This is a genomic window from Phaeobacter piscinae (assembly GCF_002407245.1).
Lineage (GTDB): Bacteria > Pseudomonadota > Alphaproteobacteria > Rhodobacterales > Rhodobacteraceae > Phaeobacter > Phaeobacter piscinae.
The window spans coordinates 15,524-36,157 of the sequence record NZ_CP010682.1 but is presented as its reverse complement, the minus strand read 5'-3'; the positions used below and the strand labels follow the sequence as shown (position 1 = coordinate 36,157).

Genomic DNA, 20,634 nt, shown 5'->3' with positions numbered 1-20,634 from the left:
TGACGGCGCTTGGTTGTCCAAAGCAATCGATCAACGGTTGATCGACGCCTCCTCGAACAGGTTGTTGCCCAACGGCGTCTGCACATATCCGCTGACACTCTTGGCCACGGCCACGGCAAACGGCGTCTCATACATGAACAGCAATGGCGCCGCCTCTGCATAGATCGATTGCATCTCGGCATATTGGCCAGCGCGGGACTCTGCATCCATTTCCGTCGCCGAGGCTTCGAACAGGCTGTTGAACTTCTCGTTCTCCCAACCCGTGCCAACCGCCTTCGCTGTCGGGAAATAGCCCAGCCAACCGGTGACCTGACTTGGATCATTCACGTCATTGACCCAGCCATAGGTGTGGATGTCGAACTCACCCGTCCGGTTTTTGGCACCACGGGTGGCATTGTCCACCTGCTCCACCTTCAGCTGGATGCCCAGAGGCGCCCACATCTGCTGCAGCGCTGCAAAGATGGTGCTGTCATCAGCGGAACCGGCCAAAGTGGTAAAGGTGATCTCAGTGCCCGGTGCCAGACCGGCCTCGGCAATCAACGCCTTTGCCTTGTCCATGTCATAGCCGTAGAGCGGATCGGTTTCAGTGGCCAACTGCGTCGCAGCCGCCATCAACGGCGAGGTCATCGGCTTGCCAGCGCCCTGCAGCACAAGGCCAATCAGCGCCTTCTTGTTGGTGGCATAATTCAGCGCCTGGCGCACGCGCGCATCGGCCAGCGGGTTGGGCGACCCATCCGCCCGCGTCGGACGCGTATTGATCGGCGAATAAATGATCCGGGTTGACGGGAACAGATTCATATCAATCTTCTGATCTGCTTCCAGCTCAGCCACGCGTGAAAACGGGATAAACTCTGCCGCGTCCATCTCGCCCGCCTGCAGCTTCAGGATGCGGGTGGCATCATCCGGAATGATTTCAAAATGCACACCCTCCAGATAGGGCAGCGGTTTGCCATCCGCACCTGCGCGCCAGTAGTGTTCATTGGCGCAGAAATCCATCGAGGTCCCTTGTTCAAACCCGCAGAGGTAAAAGGGCCCAGTACCGACGCCAGCATTTTTCGCGGCAAATATAGCAGCGGATTTCTCCTGATCGGTCGCGCCATCGGCGGCCTCGAACCTCGCCTTGGACACAATGCCGGTCGTGAAGGTGGCGAGCATCGACAGGATCGTGGGGTCGGGCGCCGAAAGCGTCAGCGTGACCTCATTTCCATTATTGGCAACTGTATCCAATGTACCGAGAAGACCCGCCCAAGGGCTCAGATCAGCATCACGCGCGCGATTCAGCGAAAACACCACATCTTCTCCAGTGAGCGGTGTTCCGTCGGAAAATTTGATGCCCTCGCGCAGGGTCAGCGTCACGGTGGTGCCTTCTTCTGACACAGCATAGGCCTCGGCGAGGCCAGGCACGACGGAGTTCCCGTCCTGACTGGGGCGCAGCAAGGTATCAAACAGGCTGCCAACCATCCAGATATCTGGGTTTCGATCAGCATAGATCGGATCAATCAGCGTGGAGCCATCATAGCGGGCGAAATTCAGTACGCCGCCGCGATCCTGCGCCAGGGCTGGCGTGGTCAACACTGTGGTTAGGGCGGCCGCAGCCGCCACCAGTTTTCTTGTCATTTGTGAGATCCTCCCAGATCGATTCTCCGTCTCATGGGAGGGAGCATAGCGCGAGTTTTAAAATTACTAAAATTATTTTTAGCAAAACGCGTCATGAGGGTATTAGCGTGCTCCTTTCGCCGAGGAAACCAGATCCGAACAATCCGTCAGGGCGACGCGCTTTTCATCGGCATGGTGCTGACCCAGAGTTCGACAGCCTCTTCCTCGCTCAACACAATCGAATAATGTGGTTTTGAGCAATCATGATGGACAGTATCCCCCGGTGACATGATATGCACGGCGTCGCCCAGATGATATTCGAGCTGTCCCGAAATCAGATAGCAGAACACCTCCCCCTCATGGCACATTTTTTCTGACACATGGCCGGGAGGTCGATGAATGATCGAAGGATAGCACAGCGCGCCTGAGAACCCCGGCCCCAGTTTCTCGTAAAGCCTGCCGTTCACGCCCAACGCGTAGGTTTGCCGATTATCCTTATGAATATATTCGCGGAATTCTTCCTCAACACTCAGCAGTTGCTCCACAGTGGTCTGCAGAGAGGCGGCAATCGACAACAGAGACGACAACGACGGCGTGCTGATGCCACGTTCCACCTGTGAGATGAAGCCGGGCGTCAGCTCGGTTTCCTCGGCAACCTGCACCATTGTCATTCCCATCGCCTTGCGACGACGGCGGATGGCATGGCCCAACTGTTCAGGGTTGTCTTTCTTCCGGCTTCTTTTGTTGGTGCCTGATTTGCGCGTGCCTGAGACGTCCATGTCGATATCCTGAAAATTTCGGCGAGCCTCGCATCATACCATCCAAAGACATCAAACCGGTCATTCGGGGTGGCCTGCGGATAGTGGAGCCGCGAGTGCTAGGAAAACGTATACTAAAATTTGTTGAAGTGCTACATCAGAAACAGCCTGCGATTGACCTCGCGAGGCGTTTCGCTTGTTTCCAACCTCAGAGAGGCCCGATGCGCAGCACCAAGACCGTACATGTAATTTCAGCTCATGCCGAGGGGGAAGTGGGCGATGTCATCGTTGGCGGAGTTGCCCCGCCGCCCGGCGCCACCCTCTGGGAGCAGCGCTCTTTCATCGCAGAGGATCAGACCTTGCGGAATTTCGTGCTCAATGAACCGCGCGGCGGTGTGTTTCGGCATGTGAACCTTCTCGTGCCACCGAAACATCCGGATGCCGATATGGGTTTCATCATCATGGAACCCGAGTTCACGCCGCCCATGTCGGGGTCAAATTCGATCTGCGTTGCCACCGTCCTGCTGGACAGTGGCATCCTGCCAATGCAGGAGCCGGAGACCCATCTCACGCTGGAGGCGCCCGGTGGGTTGGTCCGCGTCCGCGCCGAATGCAGGGACGGCAAGGCGCAGCGCATCTATGTTCAAAATGTCCCCAGCTTTGCTGGCGAAATCGGCGTTCCGTTGAATGTACCCGGGATCGGAACGCTGCATGTAGATACCGCCTATGGCGGCGACAGTTTTGTGGTGGTTCAGGCTGCGGATCTGGAGCTTGAGATCTGCGAGACAAACGCCAAAACGCTGGCCCAGACCGGCAGCCGCATCCTTGCGGCAGCCAATGAGCAGCTGGGGTTTGCCCATCCCACCAACCCGGAGTGGGCACATATTTCTTTCTGCGCATTCTGCGGACCACTCACACCGACAGCAACCGGCCTGCGCAGTCGCTCGGCCGTGACGATCCAACCCGGTAAGGTTGATCGTTCTCCGACCGGTACCGCTGTATCAGCGCGGATGGCTCTTATGCTGGCCAAGGGGCAGATGACCGCAGAACAGGACTTCGAGGCAATCTCCATCATCGGCTCAAGCTTTAAGGGCCGCATCGCGGCGCAAACCACCGTGGGTGACCTCGCCGCAATCATACCCGAAATCAGTGGGCGGGGGTGGATCACCGGCACCCATCAACACATGCTCGACCCTGACGATCCTTGGCCAACAGGCTATCGCCTGAGTGACACCTGGGGGGCGTGATGCGGATCCTCTTGATCGGTCGACCACAAAAGGGCACACCCGGCCCACCCCTGCCGAAAGGCACCAGACGCAACCACCACTGATGAGGTCTCAATGGCAGCCAGGCGTGCCATCTCCCGCAACACTCTCCCCGACGTCATCGCCGCTGATCTGCGCGAACGCATCCTGAGCGGCGAACTGGCGGAGGGGGAACCGATCCGTCAGGAGGCTTTGGCCGAAGAATATGACGTGTCGCGCATGCCGGTGCGCGAGGCACTGAAGCGCTTGGACGCCGAAGGTTTGGTGCTGTTCACAAACAATCGCGGGGCCACCGTAACCAAACACTCGCTGCGCGAAATCGCTGAGATCTTTGATCTGCGCATTCTGGTCGAGGTCGATCTGTTCCGTCGCTCAATTCCGGCGATGACGACCACGGATTTTGCCCGATGCAGTCAGATCCTGGACGAGATGGATGCCTCCTACGACGCCGACGATGTCGCGACATGGGGCGCGTTGAACCACCGCTATCATTCCGCACTTTATGCTGCGGCTGAACGCAAACTGACCAATGAGATGCTGCAGGGCCTCAGCCTCCACTCCGACCGGTTCATCCGCATGCATCTAAGCGTGATGAAACAGCGCGAACCCGCCAGGGCAGAGCATCGCGAGCTGCTGGCCCTGGCCGAGGCGCGCGATGTCAATGCCGCCTGCGCCGCCCTGACCCGGCATATTTCCCGCACCAAAGAAGAGCTGCTGACATTGGTCGCCGAAAACCGCGCCTAACCCCGGTACTGCCATCGTCACCGAACAGTGGGCACTGCGTGAATTCCGCAGGAAGCGGATCTTCCCCTCTTGTGAGCACGCTTAAAACCAATATATTTAGTCAGGAATTATTCAGAGCGCCCAAACGCGGGTTACAGCAGACGGATCCACCACCTATGATGCCAGTGCAGACGTTGCCCCTGCCGCAAGCGCAGGCCCCTGATGACTTGCGCCAAGCGCCCGCATTCAACGAACATGAATATAGCATTCTCAACACCTTGCGTCTTGCCGCGATGGGGTGCCGAGCTGCCGCGCGTACTGACCTGTTCGAGGCCTGCGCCCTGCTCTGCGTTGATGGAGAGGACGCCAGACGCACGTATATCGACACATTTGTTAAATGCCTCCCCGAGGCGCTGCCGCGCCGAATCAAATGGTTTCGCCCCGGTACCACGGAGATCTCATTCGACGAAGCATGGGTGTTGCGCTGCCTGTCGCGTGTTTCCGCGCAGGATTACGACAGCCTCTGCTTTTTGCTAAGGTCGCAAATCGACCCTGCCCGCCGCCGGTACATCGGGTTTTTGCTGGGGCGTATTTCCGAGCAATTTCCTCAGACTTAGAATCATTCTAAAAACTCTTGATCTATACCCCGTGTCAGGTATTATATGGCTTACAGCAAGCCAGCTTCTGCCAGCCAGCTATTTTATTACGGAATAATGGGGAACACGATGACACAGACCGCTGCTGCACTTTCGACCGATGCAAAAACCGCAATCGCCGACGCGCTGAACCAATCCGTGGCAGAAACCGCTGTCACCACGATGCTGGCCCAGAATTTTCACTGGAACGTTAAAGGCATGGCATTTGGCCCTCTGCATGATCTGTTTCAGAAGATCTACGAAGATCACTTTCTCGGACAAGATGATCTGGCGGAGCGTGTGCGCGCGCTGGACGACCACGCCGAAGGGACCTTGGCCGGGATGCTGAAACGCTCCAAAGTGGCCGAGCATGACGGCCATGCCACAGATCAGGAAATGATCCGCATTATGATGGAAGCACAGGAGACGTTGGCCTCAACTCTCGCGGGCTGCGGTGCCTTGGCCGCTGATCATGGGGACACGCTGACCGAGGATCTTTGCATCGCGCGCGGTCAGACACATGAGAAATTCGCCTGGTTCCTGCGCTCGCATCTTGCTGGCTAAGCTACCAGCCTGGCAATACGAAGCCTCACCAGATCAGGTGTGGCGACACAGGATAGATCGCGGTCAGAGGATTTCCTCGGCCGCGATTTTTCGTTTCCCCAGCTTTTTGCGGTAGGCTATATCCCAATGGGTGTATTTGCCCAACTGCCCCTGCTGCGAGGTCAGCATAGTGACAAAGGCCCGCCGATGGCTGTCCTTCTTCAAGCCCTTGAAGAGTGACTTTTGCGCTTTGGTCATCGAACAGCCGATGCAGTGACCCTCACGTTTGAATTTGCAGACATCAATACAGGGGCTGGGCGTCTTGGGCATATCAGACCTTATGCGTTACCGGGCATCTCAGCCCACACATGGGATGACTCCGATGCCGCTGCAACCATAAAGACGAGTGTTTTTGTCGATTTTAAGAAATTCTGCTCCCAACCGTAGCGCAATTGGTCAGACGGCCAACGTAATCGCCTTGCTTCTGGTATAGGCATCCAGACCTTCCAGCCCCTTCTCTCGCCCGAACCCCGATTTACGGTTGCCGCCAAACGGCAGCTCAATCCCGCCTGCCCAATAGTCATTGACGGTCACCTGCCCGGCATCAACCCCCCGCGCCATACGCAGCGCGGTTGCGATATCCTTGGTATAGATACCCGCCGCCAGCGCAAATTCGGTGCCATTGGCCAATGCCAGCGCTTCAGCCTCGTCGTCAAAAACCTGAATTGCCAACACAGGGCCAAAAATCTCCTGCAGGACGGCATCATCAGTGACCGCAAGGTTATCCAGGATGGTCGGCGCATAAAACCAGCCCGCGCCACTCTCAACATCGGAGAGAACCTTACCACCGGTGACAATCTCGACACCGCGGGCCCGGGCGCGGCTGACATGATCGGCTATCTGCGCCAAATGCCGGGCGGAGTTTACCGCACCGATATCCGGCCCGCGCAACCCATGGCCCATCCGCAACATCTGCGCCCGCGCCACCAGTTTGTCACGCACCTCGGCATGAAGACTGCGCTGGATCACCAACCGCGACCCAGCGGAACAGATCTGCCCCGCGTTTGAGAAAATTGCCCAGAGCGCGCCCTCAACCACGGCATCCACATCCGCGTCACCAAAGGCAACAAGAGGGGACTTACCTCCCAGCTCCAATGTCAGCCCGGTCACATTGGGGGCGACGCTCTGCATCACGCCAACGCCGGTGGCCACCGATCCAGTGAAGGTAACATGCCGCACACGCGGATCCCGAACCAGTGGCGCGCCTGCAGCAATTCCGGTGCCCGTCACCACATTGACCACGCCCGCAGGCAGCCCCGCGCGGATCAGCAGATCGGCAATCATCAGGGCCGTGAACGGCGTTGTCTCCGCCGGTTTAACAACCGCGGAACACCCCGCCGCCAGCGCCGGCGCAATACCACGAACCAAGGTTGAGGTCGGATAGTTCCATGGCACGATATGGGCGGTCACACCCACCGGTTCGCGCAGGGTGAACGCAGCATTGTCATTGCCAAGGTTCACGCTGCGCCCGTCCAATTTGTCCGCAGCGCCGGCGTAATACTCCAGCAGCCGGGCAGACCCCGCGATATCACCACGTGCCTCTGCCAGGGTCTTGCCGCTATCGACGCATTCAACACCGGCAAAACGCTCCGCCTCCTGCCGCATCAGCCGGGCCGCTTCGTTCAGGATGGCGCATCGCTGCGCAGGCGGTGTGGCACTCCAGACCTCAAACCCGGCTACGGCGCTGGTGACCGCATGATCAACATCCGCCGCATCGCCCGCAGCAAAATCAGCAAAGGCCATACCCCGCCCGGGGTCAAAACTCTCCATCCGCCCGCCGACCCCGGGTGCAACAGCGCGCCCATCAATGAAGTGATCACGCGGCAGATCGGGCAGCGTTCCGGTCTCGAAATAGGCTGCACTCAACTGATCAACGCTCATGGGGTATCCTCACTACAGGTGTATTTCGACGTGGCCAGCCACTCAGGATTGATCTCGACACCCCATCCGGGCACATCGCGGACCACGGCCTGCCCATCACTGATCACAAACGGGTCGGTGACAAAGAGATCGCGCTGCCAGGGGTAATACTCCGCGCCCTCAATTGAAAACTCCAGATAACGCCCGGGCAGATCAACGGCGCGCAGCATATGCATCGTGAACAGCGTCACCATCGACAGGTTTGCGCAATGAGGCGTGCAGGGAAGCCCGGCGGCAGCGCCAAGCCGGGCCACCTCCATGCTCCGCGTCATCCCCCCGAGATAGAGAATATCAGGCTGAATGATATCGACCGCGCGTATCTCGATCATGCGGTGCCAGGTCTGCAAATCCCAATCCTGCTCACCGCCTGCCACATCTAAATCCAGCGCACGGGTCACCTCTGCGGTCTGCTCCAGCATCCAATAGGGGCAGGGTTCCTCAAAATGCTCATATCCGTGATCCTGCAGCAGCTGCCCCACCTCAATCGCGCGGTTGGGCGAGAACCCGGAGTTGCCATCAACCAAGAGCGCCACCCCGTCCCCCAGTGCGGCGCGGATCTGGGGAATAATTGCCTCTGTCCGCCCCGGCCATTCGTCGCGGTCTTCGCCGCATTCGGCGCCAACCCGCACCTTGAAGGCATCAAACCCGAGATCATCGCGTAGCGCTTTCAGCCGCTCCGCCTCATCTTCAGGCGTGATGTCGCGACGCATCGACGACGCATAAGCACGGATTGGACCAGCTGATCCACCCAGCAATTCCGCAACAGGCTTCTCCGCCACCCGGCCCCGCCAATCCCAAACCGCGGTATCAAGCCCCGCCATTGCGCGCCGCAAATAAGTGCCGGGATATTTGTGCTCTCGCAGCGGGATCTCCGCGATCACCGCTTCCATCGCATCCATACCCCGGCCCAAAGCCCAGGGCGCCACTTGCCGATGGAGGATCTCACAGGTCAGATCGCTGTTGTAGGTCGAAACCTGCCCCCAGCCCTGCTGCCCGTTCTCAGATGTCACTCGGACAAAGCCGACAAGGGGGCTGCAGAAGGTTTCAATACGATGTATCCGGGGGCCGTAGTCGTCTTTGCCACGATCGACCCCAACGGGGACGGCGCCAGATGCTGAATAGGGCGTGCTCATGCGGCCTCCAGAATAAGTTCAGCGGCCCGATGGGCCAGCATCATGGTTGGGGCATTGGTATTGCCCGATGTGATATTGGGAAAGACCGAGGCGTCCACCACCCGAACACCATCGAACCCATGTAGTTTCAGCTTCGGACAGACAACGCTTGTGCCGGCATCTGTGCCCATGCGGCAGGTGCCGATGGGATGAAACACCGTGCCACAGCGTTCGCGGAAATCAGCCAGGATATCCGCATCCTTCATCTGTCGCAGATCCGCCCCCATCGCCGCCTCGATCAGCCCGTCCAGCGCCGCGGTCGTGGCCAGCCGTTGACAGAGCCGCCCACCGGCAATGACCTGCGCGCGATCTTCCTCGGTTGCGAGCGAATTGGGCCGGATCAGCGGTGCTGCGGAAATATCAGCGCTACAAATATCGATCCGCCCTCGGCTTGTGGGACGGCTTGGCTGGAAGCCGAGAATAAACCCGGCAAAGGGATCGGGACGGATCACCTCGCGCCTGCCCTCCGGTGTCGTCGTATAGGTCACCGGGTTGAAGTAGAGTTGCTGATCAGGCCGCGTCAGCGATTGCCCACTGCGGAAATAGCCGCCACATTGGTTCACCGACAGCGCCAGCGGCCCACGTCGCCACAGGGCATAGTGCAGCGCCGCGCGGATCTTGCCCGTCAGCGGTGACAGGACATTGTTCAATGTTGGCTCAGTGGCGCGGAAATAGTAGTTGATCCCCAGATGGTCCTGCAGATTGCCACCGACCTGCGGCTGGTCATCAACGATCTCAATTCCATGCCGACGCAACAACTCTGCAGGGCCAATGCCGGATCTCTGCAACAGCCCGGGCGAGGCAACCGCACCGGCAGAGAGAATAATCTCCCGTCCCGCCGCTATCGACATGGACCTCCCCCGCCGGCGCACTTGCACCGAAACAGCGCGGCGCCCGTCAAAGGTGATCCGTTCTACCAGAGCGTCAGTCATCAAGGTGACGTTTTTGCGCTTCAACGCGGGGGCCAGAAACGCCCGCGCGGAATGCATGCGCCGCCCGCCACTGGTATTGATCCGATAGGTCGTCGCGCCTTCACCGCTTGCATCATTGATATTATCGGTGCTGGGCAGGCCCAGTTCAGCCGCCGCCGCAAAGAAATGCCGGTTCGCCGGGTGGATCTGATCGGACACATCCTGCACATGCAGCGGGCCGGTTCCGTGACGTTGCCCATCCGGCGCTACCAGGGTTTCCATCGCCTCGTAGCTCTGCTGGACGGACGTCCAGCCCCAGCCTGTGGCGCCAGCGGCCTCCCAATCGTCAAAATCCTGGGGCACTCCCCGCGCATAGACCAGCGCATTGATCGCACCGGAGCCGCCAACCCCCTTGCCACGCGGCCAATACACCGCGCGCCCGGCCAGCGCTTCCTCGCGCTCGCTCTCATATTTCCAGTTCACCGCCGGATCGAAGAACGTCTTGCCATACCCCAGCGGCAGGGCGATCCAGGGGGAACGTCCGCGCCCACCGGCCTCCAGGATCAGCACCTTATGCCGCCCGGATCGGCTCAGCCGATCCGCCAGCACACACCCCGCAGATCCCGCACCAACAATAATGTAATCAAATCCCGTCACTTGTCTGATCGCCCGCATATCTCCTGCCGTCAGATCGTTACAAAGCACGTGACAAATTCAGAAACGAAAAATAATTCGTCAGCACCTTAAAAAAATTCGCAGCAAAGGTATTCTGGCCGCATGTATCGCGATCTCCCCCCGATGACCTGGCTTCGCGCCTTTGATGCCAGCGCCCGCCACGGCAGTTTCACACAGGCTGCGGAGGAGCTGGGCCTCACCCCCTCTGCGGTCAGCTATCAGGTGCGCGGGCTGGAGGCGCAGTTGGGGCACAAGCTGTTTCACCGCGACCATAAACTGCTCAACCTGACCCGTCTGGGACATGCCTATCTGCCAATCGTGGCCAAAGCATTTGCGGATATCGACGCTACCACCTGGAATCTCTTTGGCAACGGGATCCAGCAGGAGGTGACGCTCCGCTGTCTGACCTCGCTGAACCTTCTGTGGCTGATGCCTCTGCTTGAGGACTACAAAACACGTTACCCTGACAGTCGGCTGCGGGTGCTGTCCTCCTCGTGGAGCGAATTGTCCCAAGGGGAAGCCATCGATATCGACATTCGTTATGGTGATGGCAGCTGGCGCGATGGAGGCGTCCTACCCTTGATGCAGAACAAGGTGATCGCGGTTGCCGCGCCCAGCCTGCTTGGCAGCGCACCCTATCCCGATTTGCACAAGCTACCGCTGATCGAAATGACCGGTGTCGTCGACACTTGGCGCCATTTCTTTGCGCGCCACACCCCGGAGGCCGCAATTCCCGAACCCGCCTACAAGGTCGATCAGTCGCTGATCGCCCTTGAACTTGCAGATCGGGGTCTGGGGGTTGCACTGGTCGCTGATGTGTTTGCCCGCCCCTATCTGGAGCGTGGCACGCTGCTGCGCGCCAGCCTCACGGAACTTTCGACCCAACATGGTCACCATCTGGTCCTGCCATCTGATCGCAACAGCCACCGCCCGGAGGTCCGAACACTTGTTGGCTGGCTGCAATCTCAGGCCCGCATCAGTGCCGCGATTGCCTCTGCACCGGCGGGCAGCTAGGGTCAGCGACGAGCGGGCTAGATAGGCAAACCGACTCATATCCTGACAATAACGCACCTTGGGTCGGCATGCTCTCTGTTCTCGCAAATCGAACCTACCGCCATCTTCTCGCGGCCCAGATCATCGCGCTGCTGGGAACCGGGCTGGCAACAGTCGCGCTTGGCCTGCTGGCCTGGCAGATTGCGGGAGAGCAGGCAGGCGTCGTCCTTGGCACAGCCCTTGCGATCAAGATGCTGGCCTATGTCGGGTTGGCGCCTATCGCCTCCGCCCTCGCATACCAGCTGCCGCGGCGCGTCATGTTGGTCATGCTTGATCTCATCCGCGCGGCTGTTGCGCTCGCTCTGCCCTTCGTCACCGAGATCTGGCAAATTTACAGCCTGATCTTTCTCATGCAGGCGGCCTCGGCCGGGTTCACGCCGACCTTTCAAGCCACCATTCCAGATGTGCTGCCTGACGAAGCCGAATATACCAGGGCGCTCTCGCTGTCGCGGCTGGCCTATGATCTGGAAAGCCTGCTGTCGCCAATGCTTGCAGCAGCGCTTCTCACCATCGTCAGTTTCCAGGTGCTGTTTGCCGGAACCGTGATCGGGTTTCTTGCCTCCGCGCTTCTGGTGGTCTCCGTACCGATCCCGTCGCCGCAACCCAGCGCACCACGCAGCATCTGGACCCGGACAACACGCGGTATCCAGCTCTATTTCGCCACCCCAAGACTGCGCGGTCTATTGGCATTGAACCTGGTGGTCGCAGCGGCCTCCGCGATGGTCATCGTCAACACTGTCGTGCTGGTAAAAGGTCACTTTGCTCTCAATGAACCCCAAGTTGCCATCGCGCTGGCGGCCTTTGGCGGCGGCTCGATGGTGGCCGCCCTGCTGCTGCCGCGGGTGCTGGACCATATGCCGGATCGCCCTCCGATGCTGGCAGGCGGCGCGCTGTTGACCATTGGTCTGTGGATCGGCCCATGGGCCGACAGCTTCAGCCTTCTTGTGGCGCTTTGGGCCCTGCTCGGCTTTGGTTTCAGCCTGGCCCAGACCCCAACCGGCCGACTGCTGCGCCGGTCCGCCCTGCCCGAAGATCGCCCCGCCCTGTTCGCGGCCCAATTTGCGCTTAGCCACGCCTGTTGGCTGCTGACCTACCCGCTCGCCGGGCAGATTGGCGCGCGCGCCGGGTTCGATGCCACGTTCCTGCTGCTGGGAATCCTTGCTGGCGGCGGGTTGCTGCTGGCCGCACGGCTCTGGCGCGGCGATGCCGGTCTCGCCCATCAGACTGAGGCGGCGACGCATGATCACCCCGACCTGCCCGCCGACCACCCACATCTGGCGGCCTATGGCCATGGGCCGCACCACCGGCACCCAGTCGTAGTTGACGATCTGCACCCTCGCACGTGATGGCGCTGGGGTCTGGACCCTAGATATCCAACGGCAACTCCTGTGTGCTTTTCTCAGTCGACACCACAATTGAGGTGCGGAATTTGCGCACATTGCTGTCGGCAAAGAAAAACCGGTGGGTAAAAGATTCGTAGCCCGCAATGTCCGGGGCCACCACAACCATCACAAAATCTGCGTCACCCGCGATGCAATAAAAATGCAGTACCTGCGGATCAATCCGCGCCTTTCGCTTAAACGCGTCAATCTGCTCAAGCCGGTCCCGTTCCAGCTCCACCGAAACAATCGCGGTAACGCCTAACCCCACCTTTTTCTGATCAACCAGCGCAACTTCCTTTTGCAGAACACCTGCTTCGCGCAACCGCCGCAGGCGGCGCTGCACTGAGGCGGTGGACAGACCGCTTTTCTCCGCCATCTGCTGCACCGTTGTGCGCGCGTCCCGCTGCAGCTGCGTCAACAGCATACGGTCCGCGGCATCTACCTGACTTTCCTGCATCATATTTCCCGCCAATGTGATCAGACATGATCACTATTCACAAAAATGGGCGATAGGGAACATCACGCACCGCTGATAAAACAATGTGATGACACATCACACACCGCACATACCGACCGCAGCACTGGCCCAAGGCGCGCTGGCAATCCTGCCCTTGGCACTGGGCGCAGCGCTTTATGGCTTTGCCTTTGGCGTTTTGGCAGCCCAGATCGGTTTTCCGTGGTGGGGGATCGTCACGATGAGTGGTCTGGTGCATGCCGGTTCCTCGCAGATTGTTGCGGTTGAACAATTCTCCAGCGGCTCGGCTCTTTTCGGCGCGGTGCTGGCCGGTGCCGCACTGAACCTGCGCTACATCGGGATCGTGGCCTCGCTGATACCGCTTTTGCACGGGCTGCCACTCTGGACAAAGCTGCTGACGATCCACATGACTGGTGATGAAAACTGGGCGCTGACAATGACGGAAAGGGCCAAAGATCCCCAGATCGGCGCCGGTTTCCTGATCGGATCCGGCTGCGTGATGATTTCGGTCTGGACCCTATCAACGGCCCTCGGCGCGCTGGTCGGGTCAAGTTTCGGCGATTTGGAGCGCTTTGGTCTCGGCTTTGCCTTTACGGCTGCCTTCATCGCGATGGCCCGAGGTCTGTGGAAAGGCACCGGCGATCTCGCGCCTTGGACAACAAGCTTCGTTGCAAGTTTCGCCTTGGTCACCGCACAGATGCCAACGGCCTACGCCATTTTACTCGGTACGCTGACCGGCGTTTCAGTCCTTGTCCTTAATCCACGCAGAAAGGTACCCGCGCAATGACATTGAATGAATGGGGATTGATCCTGAGCCTCGCAGCGATGGCGTTCGGGATCCGGGTTCTTGGGCTGGTCGCAGGCAATCGGGTGCAGCAATCCCGCTTTGCCCCCTTGCTGGGCCGCCTGCCGGGTCTGATCGTGATCTCGCTGGTTGCGACGTCCTTGGCAAACCAACCGCCCCAGACTTGGATCGCGGCGGCCATTGCTCTGGGAACTGCCGCACTAACAAACAACGTCATCTGGACCATGATAGTAGGCGTCACAGCCTATGTGGCCCTCTCCCACGCTGCGCTGTTATGATGTGGACCGCCTCCGTTCAACAGCAAACACCCGCAGCGATATCAGCCGCTGCGGGTGTCAAAAGACCGAACAGGCTGACGATCAAGATCGTCACCCGGTCATCTGCCAGGCGTCGGGATCCTCATCCCATCCATCCTGCTGAGTCTCCACAGCAGCAGCCGAAGCATTGCCATCTGCCACGGTGAAGTTTGACACCAGTTCCGCCAGCTTGGTTGCATCGCCGCGCAGCATATGGCTGGCCGCTGTGGATTCCTCAACCATCGCTGCGTTCTGCTGGGTCACCTGATCCAGCTGCGACATACCGATATTGATCTCATGCAGACCGGTGGACTGTGAGGCAGCACCATCGGCAATCTCAGAGACCTGCTGCGAAATTTGCCCGACCTGGAACACGATATCACTCAGCGCAGTGCCTGCCTTGCCCACCAATTCGACACCATAATCGACCTTTTTCGAGCTTTCGCTGATCAGCGTCTTGATCTCCATCGCCGCCTCGGAGGTGCGTTGCGACAGCCCCCGCACTTCGGAGGCCACAACCGCAAAGCCGCGACCGGCATCGCCGGCACGTGCCGCCTCAACCCCCGCGTTCAGCGCCAGAAGATTGGTCTGGAACGCGATATCGTCAATCACGCCGATGATCTGCGCGATATGTTTGGAGCTCTCCTCGATATCTGTCATGGCAGAAACCGCGCTGTTGACGACGCTGCCGTTCTTTACGGCTTCGCTCTTTGCATCTTGGGTGGTCGCCTCAACAGAGCGCGCACCATCGGCCGCAGATTTCACGCTGGCGGTCAACTCATCCAAGGCGGCGGCGGTTTCTTCCAACGTTGCAGCCTGGCTTTCCGTGCGCCGCGACAGATCGTCAGAAGCCTGGCTGATCTCATCCGCACCGTTGCGTATGGACGAAGCCACATCCACCATATCCACCACAGTGCTGCTCAGTGTTTCGACCGTCAGGTTGAAATCCGTCTGCAGCTGCGCATAGCCTTCTGTCAGCTCTTCGGTGATCCGGGCAGAGAGATCGCCCTGCGCCAGCCGCGCCAGACCGTTGCCGATAGCCGTGACGGCAGCGGTCTGCTGGGCTTGGTGAGCGGCCCGCTCCTCTTCTGTGGCTTTGGACAGCGCCTCTTTTTCAACCAGACCATCGCGAAACACCGTGAGAGCCTGTGCAATCCGGAAGATTTCATCACTGGTACGATCAAATCCATTGATCGGGCTCAGATCACCATCGGCGAGCCGTTCAGTGGTTCGGCTGATCGCATTCAGGGGGCGTTGAACCAGCCAATGGGTCAGCAGCAATGCCATCACCAACAAACCTGCGACCATTATCAGCAAACGTTCGATATTGGCGCGGGCCTCATCGACCGTGGTCGCAATATCCGCCGCCATATAAGCAATCTCGCCCCGGCTGCCTGACCCCAAAAGGGACGCACGGCTCGCAATTTGCAAGACTGCATTCGCGGTTGCATTGGCCTCCTTGGTGGCATCCGCATCCGCCGTGAGCGACGCAATACGGAAAATCGCCAACCCCTGATCCGGCTCCGCCATCGTGATGATCTCGTCGAGCTGGGTTGCAAGCCGCCCATTGTCAAACGTTCTATACTCGGCCAGAGCCGCCGCCGCTTGTTCCATGGGTTCCGCTGCCGCCCGGGTCTGCGCGATGCTCCGCGCAGTCACCACATCCAGTGCGGCGACCTGAAAATTACTGATCCAAGTGTTGATCTCCAGCAGAGTATTGAGGAAGCCAACTTCATTGGTCAGCAACCCCTGAATAGCCTTCTTGCTGTCGTCGCTGGCATCTTCAGCTGCCAATGTCACCTCAAACACCATATCATCAACCGCCGTCGACAATTCCGTATCACTGGACAGGCGCGCGCTCAGCACCTCCTGGCGGAGGGCATTGGACTGAAGACGTCCACGCGACACCGCCTTCTGCAATACAGCGGCGGCATCCCGAATGGCAAAGATCGGCACCACACCGGGCGCCTCCACCTCCAGCGTATCAATGACATCGTTCAGGCGCCCATCCGATGCCTTTGCCAAATCCGTCAGGATCGACTGCATCGCGCGATCCTCGGTTTCGCCAATCGCCAGAGCAATCCCGGAGATCAGGTTGATCTCTGCCCGTGCCTGCAACAGGGATTGCAGAGTGGCGAATTTGACTTCGACCAGATCAACCAATGTTGCGTCAACCGCCGACATCGTCTGTTCGCCGCCTTTTGAGAGGTTCGAATAGGCGTCATCCGCCATCTCAGCGAGCGTGACCTGCATGGCGCTGCTTAGGCCCTGAAGCTGTTCCATCATAGCGATCACCGCTGCGGCATTCTTGAACGCGACGGTGCGCGCCGTAATCGAGGCTTCCAGCGCCTCTTCAACCATGACCACATCGGGTTTGAATTCATCGCGCAGCACCTGCGGCAGCTGCTCCACCACGCCATCCAGCGCCCGAACCGCTGCGGTAACATCGCTTTTTGCGAAGTCAAGCGCGCCCGGCGTGTCCGCCAGCATAACCGCGACCATTGCGTCTTTTGTCCGGGCAGCAGCTGCGGTCATCTGACCGCTAAGTTCCAGTTCCGGCAGCTTGTCCTCGGTCAGGACATGAACATCCGCAGACACGTGCTCAAACGCTTGTGTCACGGCATATCCAATCGCTGCCGAAGTGCCTGCCATAGCCAGCAGGATAAGAAACATCTTGGCGCGAATACTAGACAACGGGTTCCACCGTCGTGTCGCGCGTTTACGTGTCTGCGTTGTCATGATTAATTCCGTAAGTCATTAAAACTACTAGGCTCTGTCCGAGAAATCGGACAGGTGCCGGGCAGTCGAGACACCAAGTGTGCCTCGACCAATTGCTGCGTTAGGATTCACCACCCGCGACGACGGGCTGAAACCCACCCTCTTTGGTGATATGGGTCAGGAACACATCGTCCATGCCCTGATTGTCATCCGGGCCAAAGCGCATGGTAACACCGCCAAAATCCACATCGCGCAGTCCCGCCATGGCTGCGAGATAACTGCCACGGGTCAGATCCGCCCCGGCGTCCTCCAAAGCACGGATCGCCAGACGGCCGGTCAGATACCCCTCCAGCGTCACAAACCCCGGCTCTGCGTCAGCATCGACCGTTTTCAGCGCTGCCTGGTATTGCGCCACAACAGGCAGCGACTGATCCCATGGGAACGGCACGACCTGGCTGATGATGACACCCTCGCCCGCGTCCCCCAATTCCTTTGCCAAAGCATCGGAACCGACGAAAGAAATGTTCACAAAGGTCGGGTTGAACTTCAGCTTGCGTGACAGCTTGATGAACTCAGCAACCGGTTTGTAGGCTCCGACCATCACCACCGCATCGGGTTTCGCCTTACGAATGGTCAGCAGCGCCTTTTTCACGGCGGTGGTGTTGCGCGTATAGGTCCCCTCGGCCACCAGCGCCATGCCGCGCTTTTCCAGGGCGGCGGTCACACCCGCCAGACCAACACGGCCAAACCCATCATCCTGATACAGGAGCGCGATTGATTTCATGTTCCGCTCATCAACAAGATGGGCAATCCAAGCCTCGGTTTCCGCCGCATATGTGGCCCGCACATTGAGGATATTTCCATGGCTGGCATCGCGTAGGAACCCAGCACCAGTGAAGGGTCCGATGAAGGGCAGTCCCGCCTCGGTCGCAATCGGCTGTGTCGCCGAAGCGGTCGGCGTGCCGACAGCGCCAATCAGGCCGATATGCTGATCACCCTCAATCACCTGTTTGACCAGCGCCACAGATTTGTCCGGTTCGTAGCTGTCGTCCATGCTCTCCAAAACGATGCTGCGCCCGTGGATACCGCCTGCGGCATTTGCTTCGGCAAAAGCCGCCTTCAGCCCCAGCTGCATTCCCTGGCCCAGTGCTGCAGCCGGCCCATCAAGCGCGGCAACCTGCGCAAAGCGCACCTCGGTCGAAGAGACACCCTGCTCAGCCAGTCCAAGCGTCGGGACCGCCAGAGCCAGAACAGCCGCGGTTGTTAGTTTTCTTAGCAACATCGTTTACTCCACCTTCCAATACATCGCAGCAGCCTGTCGCCAAGCCGTTAACAAAGCGTCCCGCCGCCAGAAGAAAGCCCAAGACAATACGCCGCGCATTTTAACGATCTCTCAGAAGCAGCGGCCCCCTCGCCGCGCGCATAAACCATCGACGTCGCCTGAGACCGCTGCTAGTTTGATTGCGCTTTACTCTCGGTTAGAACGCAGGACCCGCCATCGTGAAAATTCCTTTGTTTTTTGATGGCTATGACCTCAAGGCCTATGATTTTCCGGGCGGGCAGAACCTGTCGCAGCTGCGCGAACGTCTGCGCTATGGTTATCGCCTGATGAAGGGCGCGCAGCCCCGCACAGGGTTTTATGTTGCCTTCACGAACCTCGTCAAAAGCTTGCAAATGCTGGGCCACGACGTGGTCATAAATGACTTTGGCTTTGCGCGCAGGCACCCGGATCACCCGATAGGGTTGAGCGGCTACCTGCCGCCACTGGCTCGATTTGGACTACAAAACCCCGCTATTTACGGCCCCGGGCGTGTTCCCGACCCAAAGGAGCTTGCCGCGATTCGCAGCCAGCTGAACCTGAAGGTGGTGACCTATCCATCAAGCTGGCCCATCCAGCTCAATCCGATAGAGACCCGCGCCCAGTTTGCGCCGATGTTCGTCGGGATCGATACAGATGCCTGGCCCGATATGTCCGGCGCGACCAAATCCATTGATGTGCTGTTTTACAACAAGGTGCGCTGGCACCGGAAAACGGCTCGTGAAACCGACCTGATCCAGCCATTGCGCGATATTCTAAGCACCCGCGGCCTCAGCTGGCGGGAGCTGGACTACGGAAACCACACCCCCGCGCAATACCGTGACCTGGTCAGTCGCAGCCGTGCGCTATTGTTTTGCACCGAGCATGAGACACAGGGGTTGGCCTATCAGGAGGCTATGTCGGCCAATCTGCCGGTTTTTGCCTGGGATCAGGGGGAGCTGGTCGATCCATCTCAGCGCGCGCTCGTACAGGGTGATGTGACCCCAAGTTCGGTGCCCTATTTCGACGACCGCTGCGGGCGGCGGTTTCAGATCAACAATATCGAAGAACAATTCGACCGTTTCTGGACCGCTCTGCCAGACTACCGGCCCCGCGACTATGTGCTCGACACCCTGTCCCTGCGCTGCGGCGGCGAGCGGTTCATGTCGCTTTATGCGCCGCTTTTCGACGGCGGCGCACCGGCGCTGCATGGCTCTACCCCCGCCGAGGCCAAAAGCGCCACCACATCTGCCGGGGTTTGACGGAACACTTTCTCCGGCAGCTCCCCAATCCGTTGGCGAACGGCGGCAATCTTCGGCGGGGTCAGATCCTGTAACAGCCCGATCAGCGCCTGTGCATTCGCGGTCCGCAGAGTCCAGCCCTGCCCACTCTCCTCAATCTTGCGGCCAGTTTCTGTCCCCGAAACCGCGATGACCGGGCAACCATGCCAGCCCGCCTCATAGATCCGGTTGGGCAGCAGCAAATCGGAATTGCCGCTCCGCGAGGGGTCGCCCATCTGCCAGAGATCTTGCGCCCAGACGACATCACAAGTGTCATAACAGGCGGCGAGACCATGGGGGTAGGCATAGGCCCCGTGGAACATCACATTGCCAAGGCCAGCGATCCGGGCGTGAAAATCCGGAAGCACATGGTCGTGGATCTTGCCGTGAATATGCACCTCAATTGCAGGACCCATCTGTTTTGCCACGCGCAGCAGCAGCTCAAAACTCGGGCGACAGCGGATGGCACCGATCCAGCCCAACCGCAGCGCCTCACCGCTGCGCACCCGGTTGGTTGGCACAGGGCGCGGCATGTCGTCGGGCACAACCACTTTGTTTTCGACCAGATGCCAGGGGCCCGCATAGCCCTGAACAGGCGCAAAATACCCGGTGTGAAATCCGGGCGATGACAGCCACAGAACCTCCGCCCCTGCCAACAGGCGCCGCTCGCCCCAGCGAGCTACTCGGGATTTGAGGCGCGCGCCCTCAAACAGCGAATGGATATCCAGCACCTCATAGGCGATGGGTGCGGTAGCGCCGCTGCGCAGCCGCAGGGCGGCGGCCAGCGCCAGCATATCGACATTGCGCGCCACCAGCAGATCGGCCTGCCGCACCAGTGGTGACAGCCGTGGATCGCGCAGTGCCGTGGACAGCGCCAGCCGTCCGCGTCGCAACAGCCCATGCTGGCCAATTTCGCCCAGATCAATATTTTGCCAATTCACCTCCGGCAAGGGTCCCTTGCGCGACGCGACCGAGATCACCTCATGCCCCAGCGCCTGAAATGACGCCAGCCGCCGCAGCTGGGCCACATCGGTCAAATCAGAGGCAAAGCAGACCAGTCGTGCCATGGC

The 20,634-nt window shown here is 59.6% G+C and carries 19 protein-coding genes; 9 read left to right on the top strand and 10 right to left on the bottom strand.

Going from position 1 to position 20,634, the window contains the following annotated elements; all coding sequences use genetic code 11:
- Nucleotides 1-30 precede the first annotated feature (30 nt).
- Together phaeop14_RS17305 and phaeop14_RS17300 are read right to left on the bottom strand one after the other, a co-directional pair.
- Nucleotides 31-1,617: an ABC transporter substrate-binding protein gene (locus phaeop14_RS17305; RefSeq protein ID WP_096790375.1), complete on the bottom strand. Its 1,587-nt coding sequence runs from the start codon at nt 1,615-1,617 to the stop codon at nt 31-33.
- 146 nt (nt 1,618-1,763) lie between these two features.
- Complete coding sequence (locus phaeop14_RS17300) at nt 1,764-2,375, bottom strand: helix-turn-helix domain-containing protein (protein WP_040169746.1); 612 nt, start codon at nt 2,373-2,375, stop codon at nt 1,764-1,766.
- Nucleotides 2,376-2,575: 200 nt separating this feature from the next.
- Between phaeop14_RS17300 and phaeop14_RS17295 the strand changes: the two genes are divergently transcribed.
- From phaeop14_RS17295 to phaeop14_RS17280, 4 genes are all read left to right on the top strand, one after another.
- Entirely contained in the window at nt 2,576-3,601 is a 1,026-nt protein-coding gene (locus phaeop14_RS17295; RefSeq protein WP_096790374.1) for a trans-3-hydroxy-L-proline dehydratase, read from the top strand.
- A 93-nt stretch (nt 3,602-3,694) separates the two neighbouring features.
- Nucleotides 3,695-4,363, top strand: coding sequence for a GntR family transcriptional regulator (locus phaeop14_RS17290; protein WP_096790373.1), 669 nt, complete (start codon nt 3,695-3,697; stop codon nt 4,361-4,363).
- Nucleotides 4,364-4,518: 155 nt separating this feature from the next.
- Nucleotides 4,519-4,959 carry a hypothetical protein gene (locus tag phaeop14_RS17285; protein ID WP_096790372.1) on the top strand — a complete coding sequence of 147 codons (441 nt, stop codon included), beginning with the start codon at nt 4,519-4,521 and terminating at the stop codon, nt 4,957-4,959.
- 108 nt (nt 4,960-5,067) lie between these two features.
- Nucleotides 5,068-5,541 carry a Dps family protein gene (locus tag phaeop14_RS17280; protein ID WP_096790371.1) on the top strand — a complete coding sequence of 158 codons (474 nt, stop codon included), beginning with the start codon at nt 5,068-5,070 and terminating at the stop codon, nt 5,539-5,541.
- A gap of 63 nt (nt 5,542-5,604) precedes the next feature.
- On the opposite strand, the gene phaeop14_RS17275 is transcribed toward phaeop14_RS17280, so the two are convergent.
- From phaeop14_RS17275 to phaeop14_RS17260, 4 genes are all read right to left on the bottom strand, one after another.
- The gene (locus phaeop14_RS17275) at nt 5,605-5,850 is read right to left on the bottom strand and encodes a DUF1289 domain-containing protein (protein ID WP_040182367.1); all 246 of its coding nucleotides are present in this window, start codon (nt 5,848-5,850) and stop codon (nt 5,605-5,607) included.
- Nucleotides 5,851-5,976: 126 nt separating this feature from the next.
- Nucleotides 5,977-7,461, bottom strand: coding sequence for an aldehyde dehydrogenase family protein (locus tag phaeop14_RS17270; protein WP_096790370.1), 1,485 nt, complete (start codon nt 7,459-7,461; stop codon nt 5,977-5,979).
- Nucleotides 7,458-8,633 (bottom strand): mandelate racemase/muconate lactonizing enzyme family protein, encoded by a 1,176-nt coding sequence (locus tag phaeop14_RS17265; protein ID WP_096790369.1) that lies wholly within the window; start codon nt 8,631-8,633, stop codon nt 7,458-7,460. Before phaeop14_RS17265 ends, phaeop14_RS17270 begins: the two co-directional genes overlap by 4 nt.
- Complete coding sequence (locus phaeop14_RS17260; RefSeq protein ID WP_096790481.1) at nt 8,630-10,240, bottom strand: GMC family oxidoreductase; 1,611 nt, start codon at nt 10,238-10,240, stop codon at nt 8,630-8,632. The genes phaeop14_RS17265 and phaeop14_RS17260 overlap by 4 nt, the downstream gene beginning before the upstream one ends.
- 120 nt (nt 10,241-10,360) lie before the next feature.
- Between phaeop14_RS17260 and phaeop14_RS17255 the strand changes: the two genes are divergently transcribed.
- Nucleotides 10,361-11,272 carry a LysR substrate-binding domain-containing protein gene (locus phaeop14_RS17255; RefSeq protein ID WP_096790368.1) on the top strand — a complete coding sequence of 304 codons (912 nt, stop codon included), beginning with the start codon at nt 10,361-10,363 and terminating at the stop codon, nt 11,270-11,272.
- 68 nt (nt 11,273-11,340) lie between these two features.
- Complete coding sequence (locus tag phaeop14_RS17250; protein ID WP_096790367.1) at nt 11,341-12,657, top strand: MFS transporter; 1,317 nt, start codon at nt 11,341-11,343, stop codon at nt 12,655-12,657.
- 19 nt (nt 12,658-12,676) lie between these two features.
- On the opposite strand, the gene phaeop14_RS17245 is transcribed toward phaeop14_RS17250, so the two are convergent.
- Complete coding sequence (locus phaeop14_RS17245) at nt 12,677-13,153, bottom strand: Lrp/AsnC family transcriptional regulator (RefSeq protein WP_392342192.1); 477 nt, start codon at nt 13,151-13,153, stop codon at nt 12,677-12,679.
- Between the two features lie 85 nt (nt 13,154-13,238).
- On the opposite strand from phaeop14_RS17245, the gene phaeop14_RS17240 reads away from it, so the two are divergent.
- Both phaeop14_RS17240 and phaeop14_RS17235 read left to right on the top strand, forming a co-directional pair.
- The gene (locus tag phaeop14_RS17240) at nt 13,239-13,955 is read left to right on the top strand and encodes an AzlC family ABC transporter permease (RefSeq protein ID WP_096790366.1); all 717 of its coding nucleotides are present in this window, start codon (nt 13,239-13,241) and stop codon (nt 13,953-13,955) included.
- A complete protein-coding gene (locus tag phaeop14_RS17235) occupies nt 13,952-14,251 on the top strand; it encodes an AzlD domain-containing protein (RefSeq protein WP_096790365.1) in 300 nt (99 codons plus the stop codon). Before phaeop14_RS17240 ends, phaeop14_RS17235 begins: the two co-directional genes overlap by 4 nt.
- Before the next feature lie 90 nt (nt 14,252-14,341).
- Here the strand turns inward: phaeop14_RS17235 and phaeop14_RS17230 are convergent, their stop codons facing one another.
- The gene (locus tag phaeop14_RS17230) at nt 14,342-17,008 is read right to left on the bottom strand and encodes a methyl-accepting chemotaxis protein (RefSeq protein ID WP_096790364.1); all 2,667 of its coding nucleotides are present in this window, start codon (nt 17,006-17,008) and stop codon (nt 14,342-14,344) included.
- A 100-nt stretch (nt 17,009-17,108) separates the two neighbouring features.
- Nucleotides 17,109-18,269: an ABC transporter substrate-binding protein gene (locus phaeop14_RS17225; RefSeq protein WP_096790363.1), complete on the bottom strand. Its 1,161-nt coding sequence runs from the start codon at nt 18,267-18,269 to the stop codon at nt 17,109-17,111.
- A gap of 218 nt (nt 18,270-18,487) precedes the next feature.
- Between phaeop14_RS17225 and phaeop14_RS17220 the strand changes: the two genes are divergently transcribed.
- A complete protein-coding gene (locus phaeop14_RS17220; RefSeq protein ID WP_096790362.1) occupies nt 18,488-19,546 on the top strand; it encodes a glycosyltransferase in 1,059 nt (352 codons plus the stop codon).
- On the opposite strand, the gene phaeop14_RS17215 is transcribed toward phaeop14_RS17220, so the two are convergent.
- On the bottom strand, nt 19,456-20,631 hold the full coding sequence (locus tag phaeop14_RS17215) for a glycosyltransferase family protein (protein WP_040182343.1): 1,176 nt from the start codon (nt 20,629-20,631) through the stop codon (nt 19,456-19,458). The two genes, phaeop14_RS17220 and phaeop14_RS17215, sit on opposite strands and share 91 nt — an antisense overlap.
- Between the last annotated feature and the right edge of the window lie 3 nt (nt 20,632-20,634).

Excerpts from the sequence above, each read along its gene's own strand:
- phaeop14_RS17305 (WP_096790375.1), bottom strand. The coding sequence starts at position 1,617 with ATGACAAGAAAACTGGTGGCGGCTGCGGCCGCCCTAACCACAGTGTTG.
- phaeop14_RS17300 (WP_040169746.1), bottom strand. The coding sequence starts at position 2,375 with ATGGACGTCTCAGGCACGCGCAAATCAGGCACCAACAAAAGAAGCCGG.
- phaeop14_RS17295 (WP_096790374.1), top strand. The coding sequence starts at position 2,576 with ATGCGCAGCACCAAGACCGTACATGTAATTTCAGCTCATGCCGAGGGG.
- phaeop14_RS17290 (WP_096790373.1), top strand. The coding sequence starts at position 3,695 with ATGGCAGCCAGGCGTGCCATCTCCCGCAACACTCTCCCCGACGTCATC.
- phaeop14_RS17285 (WP_096790372.1), top strand. The coding sequence starts at position 4,519 with ATGATGCCAGTGCAGACGTTGCCCCTGCCGCAAGCGCAGGCCCCTGAT.
- phaeop14_RS17280 (WP_096790371.1), top strand. The coding sequence starts at position 5,068 with ATGACACAGACCGCTGCTGCACTTTCGACCGATGCAAAAACCGCAATC.
- phaeop14_RS17275 (WP_040182367.1), bottom strand. The coding sequence starts at position 5,850 with ATGCCCAAGACGCCCAGCCCCTGTATTGATGTCTGCAAATTCAAACGT.
- phaeop14_RS17270 (WP_096790370.1), bottom strand. The coding sequence starts at position 7,461 with ATGAGCGTTGATCAGTTGAGTGCAGCCTATTTCGAGACCGGAACGCTG.
- phaeop14_RS17265 (WP_096790369.1), bottom strand. The coding sequence starts at position 8,633 with ATGAGCACGCCCTATTCAGCATCTGGCGCCGTCCCCGTTGGGGTCGAT.
- phaeop14_RS17255 (WP_096790368.1), top strand. The coding sequence starts at position 10,361 with ATGTATCGCGATCTCCCCCCGATGACCTGGCTTCGCGCCTTTGATGCC.
- phaeop14_RS17250 (WP_096790367.1), top strand. The coding sequence starts at position 11,341 with ATGCTCTCTGTTCTCGCAAATCGAACCTACCGCCATCTTCTCGCGGCC.
- phaeop14_RS17245 (WP_392342192.1), bottom strand. The coding sequence starts at position 13,153 with ATGATGCAGGAAAGTCAGGTAGATGCCGCGGACCGTATGCTGTTGACG.
- phaeop14_RS17240 (WP_096790366.1), top strand. The coding sequence starts at position 13,239 with ATGACACATCACACACCGCACATACCGACCGCAGCACTGGCCCAAGGC.
- phaeop14_RS17235 (WP_096790365.1), top strand. The coding sequence starts at position 13,952 with ATGACATTGAATGAATGGGGATTGATCCTGAGCCTCGCAGCGATGGCG.
- phaeop14_RS17230 (WP_096790364.1), bottom strand. The coding sequence starts at position 17,008 with ATGACAACGCAGACACGTAAACGCGCGACACGACGGTGGAACCCGTTG.
- phaeop14_RS17225 (WP_096790363.1), bottom strand. The coding sequence starts at position 18,269 with ATGTTGCTAAGAAAACTAACAACCGCGGCTGTTCTGGCTCTGGCGGTC.
- phaeop14_RS17215 (WP_040182343.1), bottom strand. The coding sequence starts at position 20,631 with ATGGCACGACTGGTCTGCTTTGCCTCTGATTTGACCGATGTGGCCCAG.